Raw genomic sequence first — 14112 nt, 5'->3', positions numbered from 1 at the left:
GTGAAAGTTTGTTTTTGTGAATAAAAAATCATATTATTGATAGGTCTAATAAAATCTAGTAAATTAGTTTTTAGAGTTTTATATAAATTAGATTTAAGATAATTGCTATGTTATTTTACTAAAATAGGAACAAACATCATTGTGTAGTTATTTTAGGTAAGAATTGTATTTTTAACCTTAAGTAATGATATAAATAAGTTTATGAATTTTTTAATCCCCCGAAAAAATGAAAAGAAAAACAACTCAAAAATGGTTCATTCTTTTATTCGTTCTAAGTATTTTAAATACTTCTGCAGAGAATAATAAGGAGGTGAAAAGACTTACTAACAAGTCTACAGGTACTAAAACAATACTTATTGTTGATACTATTGGTAAACCTCCGGAGAACCAAGTAGTAACTTTAATGAATAATCATACTTGTTTTAATATGGTTATGAAGATGAATAGCAAATACCGTCTATTGCAAGTTGATAAGGCAAAGCGTAGAAATCTAAAGGTAGCGTAATAGGTAATTGACTAGGTATAGTCATATAAAAAAATACCCTATTTATTATTTTATTAAAATTCATAACAAACACAATGTTTAGAATAATTATTCTGAGGATAAGATTATATGTATATAATTTTATCCTAGAAGAATAGCATACAAAAAGTTTATAAATTTTTTAATTCCCTGAAAAATGAAAACAACAACAGCAACAACAACCCAAAAATGGTTCACCCTATTGTTCGTTTTAAGTATAATAAATATTTATGCTACGAATGATAAGGCAAATGGTCTTGAAGGTCCGCCTAAGACAAAAACAACAAAAACTTTACCAACAAAATCACTTGCAGTAAACACTATTGCAGATTTACCTAAAAATCAAATTGTACCTCTGGTAAATGATGGTGCTAATTTTAGTGGAGTAACTGCAGATGGGTCTGAAGATTGTATTATAGCATTGGGGTGTTCAGATAATTGGTCTGGAGATGGAGCAAATGCTGTAGATAGTGATACAGGTAATTCTACATCTACACTGGCTACTGTTTTAGGTACTAATACATTAACAGTCAAAGCTCCTGATGCATTAGGCGATTTCCCTGCAGGAACTTATGCTGGTTTTAATATCGGTACGGGAGTAGGTTTGTTGAGTACAATAATTATTGATTTATATATAGACGGTAATCCAGCTCCAGTAGCTAGTTATAGTCCTTCGAGTGATGTTTTATCGCTTAATTTAGGTTTTGGTTCAAGTGCAAATATTGGTTTTGTATCACCAGCAGCTTTTGATGAGATGAGAATTTCTATAGGTGGTTTGGTTACCACATTAGAAGTTAACTATCCGTTTGTGAAAATTTATGAAGATACAAGTAGTGCATTAGTTTGTAACACAATTTCAGAAGCTTCTTTAGGTACAGGTTATGCGATGGAAATAGATGATGTTGGTACTACTGGTGTTAGTCTTAATCTTTTGGGGTCAACAGGTATTAATCCAGAAAATGTATTAGATGGTAGTTCAAGTACTCACGCAAATTTAACAGGTGGTGTTCTTTCGGCAGGAGTGTTAAGAACCGTGTATTTATCCGTAAAAAAACAAAGAGATTTTCAGGCTGCTACAGTAGTTCCTTTTGCAGGAGGTACCTATGCAGGGTTTAATATAACGACAAATGCTCTTGTAGATTTAAGTGCATTAAGCACGTTAACAATTACTACTTATTTAAATGATTCACCACAAGAAACTATAAATGTTACTGATGCTCTAGTGGGGCTTCCGCTTTTAACAAGTGCAACGAGAAATGTAGGTTTTGTTACAGATACATCTAAACCTTATGATGAAATTAAAGTTGAACTTTCAGATACTGTTGGTGTAAGTTTAGGTGATTTTTTTGTTAACCATCCTATTATAAAAGAATACTGTTTGGCAGCGGCTTTAACTTGTAATGAACAAGTAGCGTGGACAAATACAGATTATCCGGTAGAGGTTTATAATCCTGGAGATACTGGTTTAGTTAGCGCAGGTTCAACTATAAAAGGGTTAGATAATATTATAAATCCTGGTACTATAGATGTAAATGGAGATAATGTTGGTGATGATTATGCAGAATTAGGTTTAAATATAGATCTTTTAGGTTCTTTAGAAATAGGTGTTTATGATGTTTTAGACAGTTATACAGCTGCAACAACAGATCCTTATTATGTAGGTTTTGTAATGGAAACACAATCTTTGGTGGGGGTAGATATATTAAGTAACATTACAATTTCTACTTATTTAGAAGGCGTTTTGGTAGAATCAGAAACAGGAGGAGGTGCTTTGGCAAGTGTTCCTTTACTAACAGCTTCAGGCAAACAAACAATTGGTTTTCCTGCTATACAGACTTTTGATGAGGTTAGAATTAAATTTGCTGCACCCATTGCTGCTGTTAATTTAGGAACTATTAAAATATATAATAGTGTCATTCAAAAAATGTGTAGTACAACGTTAGAGTGTAATACTTCTTACAACTTAAGTTCTCCTGGATTTTCTACTTATGTAGATTTTTCTCAGACAGGTGTTTTTGGAACAGCTTGCGTAGATTGTAGCGTAGAAAATGCAAATAATGTATTAACAAGTAATAATACTGATTTTGCAACAATGAATGCTGCGGTAGGTGTTAATGGTTCTGTGAGTATTGCAGTTAGAGATGCAACGAATACATACCCTGCTGGTTCTTATGCTGGGTTTAATGTGAGTTTTGATGATTCCTTATTGAGTTTAGACCTTTTATATGATGCGATTACAATTACCACGTTAAAAGATGATGGAACTGTTTCTGAAACCGCTACGGGAAGTAATTTGTTAGGTTTAGGTTTGTTAGGAGGTACTGTTTTAGGAACCACAGGTACTGGAAATGTTAATTTAGGTTTTAAAACAACACTACCTTATGATGGAATAAAAATTACAGCGACTAAATTTGTAGGTGTAGATTTAAGTGGTGTTTTGGGAAGTAGTGAGCTAAAAGTTTACGGCGCCTTTGTAGACACAAGAGGAGCTACAGGTGGAGTTGGTGGTGTTTTTGATAGCTGTACAGATAAAGATACAGATTTAGATGGTATTTTAGACAGTATAGATTTAGATGATGACAATGACGGTGTTTTAGATACTCAAGAATACGGTGTTTATGAGCCGTTAAAGGATGCGGATGGAGATGGAATACCAAATTATTTAGATATTTTTGATAATGGTAGTGGTTCTGGAGATGGTAGTACAACAGATTATGTAAATACTAATGGAGATAGTATTCCGGATGTATTCGATACAGATGGGGATGGGATTCCAAATCATTTAGACTTAGATTCAGATGGAGATGGTTGTCCAGATAGTGTAGAGGCAGGTGTGCCAGGTATTTTTAAAGCAGCTATGGTAACCAATGGAAATGGTACAGATAATACAGCAAATACAACAACAAGTTTAGATAATGCAATGTTAGACATTACGGTTTCAGGACAAGAAGTCGGGGCTAATGGTTTGGTTGCTAGTTTAGAGTCTGACGATTCTTCTACTGCAATAACAAGTTATACATCTACTTATACGGTTTATGCGTTAGATAAAAATGTTAATGCTTGTGGTACAGAGGTAATGATAACGCAAGTATTTCAATCTGCAACAGAGCGTTGGATAGAAGTAACCAATATATCAGTAAATAAAGTTATAGCAGCTAATACTATAAATATAGCGTTGTTTTCAAATGGTTCAGATCCAGAATCTTCGCTTCCAAATGCAATAGCTAGAAACACAGTGGCTATAGGTATAGGAGAATCTATGTTGTTTAAATCTGTTCATACTGTTACAAATAAATTAGCATCAGCAGAAGTAACTGTTAGTTCGCCGGTAACTGCCTTTACAGGAGGAAATGATATTATTGCGCTAACTAAAGGAAGTGGTAGTACTGCATGGAGTGAAAGATTAGATGTAATTAAAGACATTGCAGATAACACAAGTTATGTGCGTATTGATAATGTTTCATCACCAAATACAACTTTTGACTCTGTAGAATGGATTGCATTTATAGATGATGATATTATTACTTATACAGATTTAGGAAATGATCTTACTGATGAAAATGATGAACGTCATCCTCATGACCCATTATTATCAGAAATAGAGTCTGCAGATGATGCGGCAAATACAAAACCAGGTTTACATAATTTTGGTTTAACAGATAGAATAAGTGGAGAATGGTCTAATGGTTATCCAGATAGATCTAGAGAAGTGGTTGTTTCGGAAAGTTACGAACATATAGAAAAATTAAGTGCTCGTAAATTAGAAGTTAAAAGTAATACTGTGTTTAGTGTTACAGATCATTTATTAGTTGTAACTAATAACATTGTTTTAGACGGAGAAATTAGATTAGTTAGTACAGATGATACTAATAAAGCACAACTGTTACAAACACATGATGGAGTAAAACAAATTACAGGTTCTGGTAAATTATTGGTAGATCAAAAATCTATGGTACCTAGTATGTATAGATATAATTACATGAGTTCTCCTGTAAATACTGTTGGAGAAACTAATTATACCATAGAAAGTGTTCTAAAAGACGGTAGCAATGTCTTAAGTCATGGAGGTGTAATTGGTCAAGGACCGACTGATATTGCAAAAAACATAACTTTTATTGGTGGTTATAATGGTACATGGAGTACAGATCCTATATCTATAGCTGATTACTGGGTGTATACCTATGCTAATGGAGCAGGAGATAGGTCTAGTTGGGAGCATAAGTACAAAAATCAAACAATTTCTGAAACGGATGGCTTTATTTTTAAAGGACCTGATCAAAAGCAAAATTATACATTTGTAGGTACTCCAAAGGATGGAATTATGGCTACAACAGTAGGAGCCAATGAATCATATTTAGTAGGGAACCCTTTTGCAGGAGCAATTAGTGTGAAGAAATTTATTCAAGATAATTTAGATGTTATAACTGGTAGTTTATATTTCTGGGAACATGCAGCGGAAAAAAGTGGATCGGGTACAGCGGGTCATAATTATGGAGGCTATGTTGGTGGTTATGCTGTAAGAAATATTTCTATGGGATTGGCTGCTAATCAAGTTTCTTCTAATAATGGTTCGGACGTAGAGATGAATGTTACTGAAGCAGAGTCTTGCATATTAACAGGTGGTGCAGAAACTTATTCAGGAAGCCTTTCAGGGGTATTGCTTAATGCTGTTAATGAAGGTCTTTCTTTTACAAGTACGGTAGATGTAGATAAATTATCTGTTTTTTATAGAACTGTTAATGAAATATCTTTAGGAATTAAAATAAATAGTGGAAGTGTGCATGTACTTGACTTGGTAGATACCAATACGGAATACAAAGAGGGGGCTCTTCCTGTTGATATTAAAGTTGGAGATGTTGTAGAGGTTCTATATGTAGATAACGTAGCTACTGTTGGTATATATTTAGATAAATTTTCTTTAATAGGACGTGTTGTAAATGAAGGAGTTCCATCAGTAGGTTCTGGACCTTATCAAATACCAGGACAATATATTGCTATGGGGCAAGGATTTTTTGTAGATGGAGACTCAGACAATAAAGATGGAGACGGAGAAACTGGTGGTGGAGACATTACTTTTAATAATAGGCAAAGAGTGTATGTGAAAGAAGGAAGTGAGTCAATTTTCTTTAAAAGCAATGGTAAGTCTAAAGAAGAAAATATTACTGTAAGTAAACTTCCTATTATTAAATTAGGGATGGATTATAAAAGTGAAGAAGGTTTAGGATTACATAGACAGATAGGTATTTCATTTAAAAATGATAATTCTTTTGGCTTTGATAAAGGATATGATGCAGCAATGTTAGATGTTGGTGAGACAGATATTTACTGGAAGTTTCCTGATAATGATGATAAATATGCTATTACGGGAGTACAAACTATTTCGGATGATTTAGAAGTGCCTTTATACTTGTCATTAGCTCATAACGGAACGGTAACTATAGGTATTGATGAATGGGAGGCTATTGATAGAGAAGTTTATATAAAAGATAAATTAACAAATGTGACGTACTTAATTAGTGATGGCCGTTTTTCTTTAACCCTTTCAAGCGGAAGTTATACAGATCGTTTTTTCTTAACATTTCAACAAAGTACAAACAGTACTCTGGATGTTGCAGACGATATAGCAATACTAAACAAAAGTATTACTGTTTTCATGGATAATGATACGCAAGAAATCGTTATTAATAACGAGAATAATGTTCAACTGAAAAGCGTAGAACTATTTAATTTATTAGGTCAAACAATTGGTTCTTGGAAAGATTTAGATCAAACAACTACGCAACAGAGGTTAAAAATAAATAAATTATCTGAAGCGATTTATATCATAAATGTTGAAACAGAAAAAGGAAAAATTTCTAAAAAAGTTATATTAAATTAGTGAGTGGGGAGAAATGACGTTTTGTAAATAGCAAACGTTGGCATTAATTATTTGTTTAAATAGTTCTATTGGTTTTTATTACAAAAATCAATGGGGCTATTTTTTTGTAAGAATATCAACGATTGCTTTTGTTGTGAAATACAAGAACCTTCAAAAAGTATTATTTTTTCTTTTATTCCTGTAGATTTCTGTATTTTCGTTTTTTATATTTCTATCAGTTGAATTTAAGCTATCCAATAACATATATTAAAGGAATTAGTGTACAGAGAGCAGCGCTTATGTACACCGAATTAGGTATAAAAACATGTAATGATTTACTCAACTTTTTTCCTTTTAGATATATAGATAAAACAGCTTTTTATGCTATAAAAGATTTACAGCCCAATTCTTCTGAAGTACAAATTGTAGGGAAAATTACACGCGTAAAATCGGTAGCTCAAAAAAGAGGAAGTAGGCTAGTAGCAACTTTTCAAGACGCTACAGGTTCTATGGAATTGGTTTGGTTTAAAGGTCAAAAATGGATTAAAGATTCTTTAAAAATTAATGAACCCTATGTGGTTTACGGTAAGTTGAACCATTATAACGGCAATTTTAGCATTCCACACCCAGAGTTAGAATTGGTTACGGAATACAAGAAAAAGTTGCAATCTAAAATGCAGCCTGTATATCCATCAACAGAAAGATTAGTGAACTCTGGTGTTTCAAATAAATTGATGCGTAGTTATGTTCAGTATGTATTACAGCAGTTTTTTGAAGTATTTACAGAAACATTATCACAAGAAATAATAGATGACTTTAAGTTGATGTCTAAGCGTGATGCTTTGCTGAATGCACATTTTCCTAAAAATCAAGAAAACTTAGCTCAAGCCCAAAATCGTTTAAAGTTCGAAGAATTATTTTTTATTCAGTTGCAGTTATTGAGAAAGAAACTCATTAATAAAACAAAAATAAAAGGCTTTGTTTTTGAAAACGTAAGTGATTATTTTAATACTTTTTATAAAGATCATTTACCTTTCGATTTAACAAACGCTCAAAAAAGAGTTTTAAAGGAAATTAGAAAAGATGTTGCTTCAGGTGCGCATATGAATCGTCTTTTACAAGGAGATGTTGGTTCTGGTAAAACGATTGTTGCTTTATTAAGCATGCTTTTAGCTATAGATAATGGTTTTCAGGCAACTATTATGGCGCCAACAGAAATTTTGGCAACCCAACATTATCATGCTATTTCAGAGATGTTGAAAGACATGGATATTAATATCGATTTATTAACAGGATCGGTTAGAATAAAAAAACGAAGAGAAATCCATGCGAATTTAGAAGACGGAACTTTACATATTTTGATTGGAACACACGCTTTGTTAGAAGATAAAGTGAAATTTAAAAACCTAGGAATTGCAATTATTGATGAGCAACATCGATTTGGAGTTGCACAAAGGGCTAAATTGTGGACTAAAAATTCTTTGCCGCCCCATATTTTAGTAATGACGGCAACACCAATTCCAAGAACTTTGGCAATGTCTGTATATGGAGATTTAGATATTTCTGTAATAGATGAATTACCTCCAGGAAGAAAGGAAGTAAAAACAGTACATCGATTTGATAAAAATAGATTGTCGGTTTTTAAATTTATGCGTGATGAAATTGAAAAAGGAAGACAAGTGTATGTAGTGTATCCTTTAATTCAAGAATCTGAAGCCATGGATTATAAAGATTTAATGGATGGTTATGAGAGTATTTCTCGAGATTTTCCAACACCAAAATATCAAATAAGTATTGTTCATGGAAAAATGAAACCTGCAGATAAAGAACACGAAATGCAGCGTTTTGTAAAAGGCGAAACACAAATTATGGTAGCAACAACTGTAATAGAAGTTGGTGTAAATGTACCCAATGCAAGTGTAATGATTATTGAGAGTTCAGAACGATTCGGGCTTTCACAATTACATCAATTAAGAGGAAGGGTTGGTAGAGGTGCCGACCAAAGTTATTGTATTTTATTGTCTAGTTATAAGCTATCCGAAGAAGGAAAAACCCGTTTAAAAACCATGGTAGATACCACAGACGGATTTAAAATTGCTGAGGTAGATTTAAAATTGCGAGGCCCAGGAAATTTAATGGGTACCCAGCAAAGTGGTGTTTTAAACCTTAAAATTGCCGATGTTGTAAAAGATTCTAAAATTTTAGTTGCTGCGAGAAATACAGCAATTGCAATTTTGCAAGAAGATGGTAATTTATCGAACCCAGAAAATAAAAATATTAAAACAGCCTATTTAGAATTGTCTAAAAATTCTAAAATTTGGTCTAATATTAGTTAGTGCTTTATTGCATTTTTAAGTGTTGGATGCGGTTGTAATCTAGATAGTTGCTTTTTTTACCTGTTATTTTTCGTATATTTGATATTGTTTGTTTTAATCTAAAAAAAAATGAAATTGTATACAAAAGTAAAATGGGTTCTTGGAATATTAATGATTTTTATTTTAATTATTGCTACGAATCTAATCGATAGAAATAATTTTGTAAGAATAAAAGATTCTTTAGAAACTATTTATGAAGATAGGCTTGTTGCTAAAGATTTAATTTTTAAAATTTCTAAATCTGTTCAAGAAAAAGAATTGGCACTAGCTAAATTGGATTCTACGTTTTATTTAGGTAGAAACAAACAAGTAAATGATGATATTGAAAAGGCTATTAATACCTTTGAAGGAACAAAATTAACCAAAAAAGAAGCTAAAGTTTTTAATGATTTTAAAAATAATTTAGCAGTATTAATAGAGTCAGAAAACTCCACACCTTTTGAAAAAAGTTCTTATAATAGTAAGATATTAAATGTAAAAGAAAACTTATATGCATTGTCTGAAATTCAAATGAATGAAGGAAAAAGGCAAATGTCTATAAGTAAGAGGGCAATTGATTCAATAGAGCTTTTTACACAACTAGAAATATACGTATTAATTTTTTTAGGTGTTGTAGTTCAGGTTATTGTAATTTATAAACCTAAAGAAAAATAAGTAGATTCAATTTTAAATTTGTAAGGCAGAATAATAAATCTGATTTATTTTTTTAATAACATTTATATTAATCCTTTGTTTTTAGTAAAACTAAATAGTAATAAGAAAAACAAATACCTATTGCTACCATACCAACTCCAATAAGTAAAGGCGAATTATAGGCATAACCATATGTAATTGGCAACCCGCCGAAAAAAGCACCCATGGTATTTCCTAAATTAAAACTAGACTGACCTCCGGCAGCGGCAATACTTTCTGATCCTTTTGCAGAATCTATTAAAAGCATTTGTATTGGAGATGAACAACTAAAAGCAGCAACCCCCGTAATAAATGCCATTGAATAACTCATAAACGGAATGTGGGCTGTAAAATAGATGATTATTAAACAGAGCATCATAAATATAAAAGAAACGGTTACTGTTTTTTGTGGCGTAATAATATCTGCTAATTTTCCGCCTAAAAGGTTTCCTATTATCATTCCCAAACCAACTAAAACCATTACAAACGGAATTCCATCTTCATTAATTTTGGTGATTTCTGTCATAAGAGGTGCTATATAGCTTAACCAAGCAAATAAACCACCTGTTCCAATAGAAACCATACCGATTATAACCCATGCTTTTTTTGTTTTAAAATATGCTAACTGACTTTTCTTACTAACTTGTGAAAGTGGTTGCATTTTAGGGATCCAGAAGTATATCGAAAGCATCGATAATAAACCAAATAAACTTATTATTAAATACGTGTATCTCCAAGAAAAATGATGCCCAATATAAGTACCTAAAGGAACTCCAATAAGGTTTGCAATGGTCATACCGGTAACCATAATAGCAATTGCCTGTGCTTTTTTACCAGGGTCTGCAAATTTTGCAGCCACTACAGAGCCAACTCCAAAAAACGCACCATGTGGCAAACCTGCCATAAACCTAGAAACGAGTAAAAGGGCATATATTGGAGAAACAGCAAATAAAGCATTAAAAACAGCAAACAATAGCATTAAAAAAATTAATACTTTTCTAGGTGAATATTTAGCGGTAAATAGAACTAAAATGGGAGAACCAATAACAACGCCTAGTGCATATAAAGAAATTAAATGTCCTGCAGAAGGAATATCAATATTTAAGTCTTTAGCAATATCAGGTAAAATACCCATCATTGTAAACTCTGTCATTCCTATGGCAAAAGTTCCTAATGCTAGTGATAATAAACTCTTTTTAATCATATAATTTTTTTGACATCCTTTTTTAAAAGTTTGGCAAAAGTACTATTTGTTCTACTTCTTAGAAGCATGTTATAGAATAGTTTTATTTAATTTTAATGTTATTTTTTATTCTCAAAACTAAAACATTTAATTAGACACCACTTTTAACCCAATGATAGAAAAGATTAAAGTAGAAAGAAAAAAAAGTCGCCAAAAAGTAGCAGGTTCTTTAAAAACAAGAATTCCTAATAAAACTGTTCCAACAGCACCTATTCCGGTCCAAATGGCATACGCGGTTCCAATTGGTACCTCTTGTGTAGCTTTTAAAAGTAGAAACATACTAATAAATAAACATACTAAAAAACCAATGTACCAATAAGTGGTTTCTGTACCTGTACTTTCTTTTGCCTTACCTAGACAAGCAGCAAAAGCAACTTCAAAAAGTCCTGCTATAATTAATAGAATCCAATTCATTTATAAGGTATGTTTTTTGATACTAGTTATTCATGATGTTACAAAATTTGTATCTTCCATGAATAAAAGTGTAAATTTAATTATAATTTTTAAAGAACTTTATCTTAGTAAAGGAATAACATTCATATTTATTTTAACCAACTTTAAATGTTAGTAAACTTCTAACAAAATCCATTTCGTCATTCTTTTTAAAGTGTCTATCTTTATCGGCTGTAATTAGTCACTTATTTAATGGAACTGTACAAAGAAAATCAACTGAAAGTATACAACTCTTTAACAAAGAAAAAAGAGAATTTTAAATCTATAACAGACGGATACGTGGGTATGTACGTTTGTGGTCCAACCGTTTATAGCAACGCACATTTAGGAAATGTTAGAACCTTTATGTTCTTTGATGTTGTGTATAGATATTTATTGCATTTAGGCTACAAGGTACGTTATGTGCGTAATATAACCGATGCAGGCCATTTAGAAAACGATGCGGATGAAGGCGAAGATAAGATTGCTGTAAAAGCACGTTTAGAACAAATTGAACCGATGGAGGTTGTACAGCGCTATACTGTAGATTTTCATGATGTTTTAAAAAACTATAATTTTCTACCACCAAGTATAGAACCTACTGCAACAGGACATATTGTTGAGCAGATAGAAATGATTAAAGAAATCATAGAAAAAGGTTTTGCATATGAGGTAAATGGTTCTGTCTATTTTGATGTACATGAGTATAACAAAAAAGAAAATTACGGAATTCTTTCTGGTAGAAAAGTAGAAGATTTATTAAATAATACAAGAACTCTAGACGGTCAATCTGATAAGAAAAATCCACAAGATTTTGCACTTTGGAAAAAAGCAGATGAAAAACATATTATGCGTTGGCCTTCTCCTTGGAGCGATGGTTTTCCAGGATGGCATTTAGAATGTTCCGTAATGAGCACAAAGTATTTAGGCGAAAGTTTTGATATTCATGGTGGTGGAATGGATTTAAAATTCCCGCATCACGAATGTGAAATTGCACAATCTAAAACATGTAGTGGTGTTACGCCTGTAAATTATTGGATGCACACAAATATGCTTTCTTTAAATGGACAGAGAATGGCTAAATCTACTGGGAATTTTATTTTACCTAATGAAATTTTAACAGGAGAAAATACTATTTTACCAAAACCATTTTCTGCAAGTGTAGTTCGTTTTTTTAACATGCAAGCCAATTACAGAAGTATTTTAGATTTTTCTGGAGATGCATTAGAAGCGTCAGAAAAAGGACATTCTAAATTGATGGAAGCTGTTAATTTCTTAGACAAGATTGAAGCAGGAAAAACATCTACTTTTAATGTTCAAGAATGGAAAAAAGCATGTTATGCTGCCATGAATGACGATTTTAATACACCAATGTTAATTCCACAATTGTTTGAAGCTGTAAAAGTTATCAATCAAATAAAAGAACATAAAGCAAGTTTAACAGCAGAAGATTTAGCCGAATTTAAAACTACAATTAATGCATTTGTTTTTGATGTTTTAGGGTTGATGAATGAAAATTCTCAAGACAATTCAGAAAAAATAAATGGTGTTGTAGAATTGTTGATTAAATTAAGAAAAGAAGCCAGAGAAAATAAAGATTGGGCCTTGTCAGATCAAATTAGAGATGAACTAATTACATTAGGAATTCAATTAAAAGACGGAAAAGAAGGTACCACTTTTTTAATAAATTAAAAGTGTAATTGTAATTTCGAAAGAGAAACGATTGAGAAATCTCATCATCAAGATTTATTCATTTAATTCTTAAATTTTAATCATTGAAAAAAATAGTGTCTTTTCCATTTATATTGCTAGTTCGTTTTTATCAAGTAGCAATTTCACCATTTACACCAGCTACTTGTAGATACAGCCCAACGTGTTCACATTACACCATTGAGGCATTGCAAAAACATGGTTTATTTTCTGGCGGATGGTTAGCGTTAAAGAGAATATTTAGTTGTCATCCTTGGGGAGGAAGCGGTTATGATCCTGTTCCGGATAAAAAAGAATAAATTAAATTATCATCTCGAGCGCAGTCGAGATATTTTTATAATAGTAGATTTTATAATGAGGTTTCGACTGCGATCGACCAACATAGAATAAGAAATATATGAGCTTTTTAGCAATTACATGGGATCCTTCAATAGGAATAGATTTAGGTTTTTTTATCGTACGTTGGTACAGTCTAATGTTTGTAGCGGCATTCTTATTAGGTTTAAGACTAATGAAGAAAATTTATGTTGAAGATAAAATTCCTGCAGAAAAATTAGATGTATTATTTATGTATGTTTTTGTTTCGATGCTTGTAGGGATGCGTTTAGGAGATGTGTTTTTCTATAGTTGGTCTTATTATCAGAATCATTTATTAGAGATATTTTTACCTATTAAAGAAAGTGCAAACGATTCTTTATTAGGAATTATAAAAGGATGGAAATTTACTGGTTTTACTGGTTTTGCAAGTCATGGAGCCGCAATTGGAATTCCTATCGCGATGTATTTTTATGCAAAAAAACACTTACAAAAACCTTGGTTATTTATCTTAGATAGATTGGCAATTATGGTTGCTTTAGCAGGTTTTTTTATCCGTTTTGGAAACTTTTTCAATTCAGAAATTTATGGAAAAGAAACAGGTTCTAGCTTTGGAGTAATTTTTAAAGCAGCAGGAGAAACGGTACCAAGGCATCCAACACAGTTATATGAAGCATTCAGTTATTTAGCATTGTTTTTTGTGATGTGGCATTTATTCTGGAAAACAGATAAAAAAGAACAAACAGGTTATCTTTTCGGTCTTTTTATGGTAGTACTTTGGTCTTTAAGATTCTTTATAGAGTTCTTAAAAGAAGCACAAGTAGATGGTAGAGAAGATTGGATTTTAAACTCTTTAAATACAGGTCAGGTTTTAAGTATACCGCTAGTTTTAATTGGTTTATGGTTAATGTTAAGGAAGAAAAAATAGTTTCATATCTAAATAATAAGTATTTTTTTGTAAGTTTATTGTTCAGTTTTTTCAATT

General features: G+C 31.8%; 9 protein-coding genes. 7 read left to right on the top strand and 2 right to left on the bottom strand.

The window, feature by feature from the left end:
• Positions 1-226 precede the first annotated feature (226 nt).
• From H0I28_RS07235 to H0I28_RS07220, 4 genes are all read left to right on the top strand, one after another.
• The gene (locus H0I28_RS07235; protein WP_218761192.1) at positions 227-505 is read left to right on the top strand and encodes a hypothetical protein; all 279 of its coding nucleotides are present in this window, start codon (positions 227-229) and stop codon (positions 503-505) included.
• Between the two features lie 175 nt (positions 506-680).
• On the top strand, positions 681-6401 hold the full coding sequence (locus tag H0I28_RS07230; RefSeq protein WP_218761190.1) for a T9SS type A sorting domain-containing protein: 5721 nt from the start codon (positions 681-683) through the stop codon (positions 6399-6401).
• 218 nt (positions 6402-6619) lie between these two features.
• Positions 6620-8716 (top strand): ATP-dependent DNA helicase RecG, encoded by a 2097-nt coding sequence (recG, locus tag H0I28_RS07225; protein WP_218761188.1) that lies wholly within the window; start codon positions 6620-6622, stop codon positions 8714-8716.
• 108 nt (positions 8717-8824) lie between these two features.
• The gene (locus tag H0I28_RS07220) at positions 8825-9409 is read left to right on the top strand and encodes an MCP four helix bundle domain-containing protein (protein WP_218761186.1); all 585 of its coding nucleotides are present in this window, start codon (positions 8825-8827) and stop codon (positions 9407-9409) included.
• Positions 9410-9476: 67 nt separating this feature from the next.
• Here H0I28_RS07220 and H0I28_RS07215 read toward each other — a convergent pair whose 3' ends face one another.
• Both H0I28_RS07215 and H0I28_RS07210 read right to left on the bottom strand, forming a co-directional pair.
• The gene (locus H0I28_RS07215; protein WP_254712854.1) at positions 9477-10631 is read right to left on the bottom strand and encodes an MFS transporter; all 1155 of its coding nucleotides are present in this window, start codon (positions 10629-10631) and stop codon (positions 9477-9479) included.
• 126 nt (positions 10632-10757) lie between these two features.
• Positions 10758-11084 (bottom strand): multidrug efflux SMR transporter, encoded by a 327-nt coding sequence (locus tag H0I28_RS07210; RefSeq protein WP_218730867.1) that lies wholly within the window; start codon positions 11082-11084, stop codon positions 10758-10760.
• A gap of 231 nt (positions 11085-11315) precedes the next feature.
• Between H0I28_RS07210 and cysS the strand changes: the two genes are divergently transcribed.
• The 3 genes from cysS (at position 11316) to lgt (ending at position 14055) form a co-directional block, all read left to right on the top strand.
• On the top strand, positions 11316-12794 hold the full coding sequence (gene cysS / locus H0I28_RS07205; protein WP_218761184.1) for a cysteine--tRNA ligase: 1479 nt from the start codon (positions 11316-11318) through the stop codon (positions 12792-12794).
• Positions 12795-12877: 83 nt separating this feature from the next.
• Positions 12878-13111, top strand: a complete 234-nt coding sequence (gene yidD, locus H0I28_RS07200; RefSeq protein WP_218761182.1) for a membrane protein insertion efficiency factor YidD — start codon at positions 12878-12880, stop codon at positions 13109-13111.
• A gap of 98 nt (positions 13112-13209) precedes the next feature.
• On the top strand, positions 13210-14055 hold the full coding sequence (gene lgt, locus H0I28_RS07195; RefSeq protein ID WP_218730864.1) for a prolipoprotein diacylglyceryl transferase: 846 nt from the start codon (positions 13210-13212) through the stop codon (positions 14053-14055).
• The last annotated feature ends 57 nt before the right edge of the window (positions 14056-14112 follow it).

This window comes from Polaribacter sp. AHE13PA (genome assembly GCF_019278505.1).
In the GTDB taxonomy this organism is placed as follows: domain Bacteria; phylum Bacteroidota; class Bacteroidia; order Flavobacteriales; family Flavobacteriaceae; genus Polaribacter.
Note: the sequence above shows the minus strand (reverse complement) of the source record. Positions and strands in the feature narration are given on the sequence as shown.

Coding starts and splice junctions, on each gene's coding strand:
- H0I28_RS07235 (WP_218761192.1), top strand. CDS start 227: ATGAAAAGAAAAACAACTCAAAAATGGTTCATTCTTTTATTCGTTCTA.
- H0I28_RS07230 (WP_218761190.1), top strand. CDS start 681: ATGAAAACAACAACAGCAACAACAACCCAAAAATGGTTCACCCTATTG.
- H0I28_RS07220 (WP_218761186.1), top strand. CDS start 8,825: ATGAAATTGTATACAAAAGTAAAATGGGTTCTTGGAATATTAATGATT.
- H0I28_RS07215 (WP_254712854.1), bottom strand. CDS start 10,631: ATGATTAAAAAGAGTTTATTATCACTAGCATTAGGAACTTTTGCCATA.
- H0I28_RS07210 (WP_218730867.1), bottom strand. CDS start 11,084: ATGAATTGGATTCTATTAATTATAGCAGGACTTTTTGAAGTTGCTTTT.
- cysS (WP_218761184.1), top strand. CDS start 11,316: ATGGAACTGTACAAAGAAAATCAACTGAAAGTATACAACTCTTTAACA.
- lgt (WP_218730864.1), top strand. CDS start 13,210: ATGAGCTTTTTAGCAATTACATGGGATCCTTCAATAGGAATAGATTTA.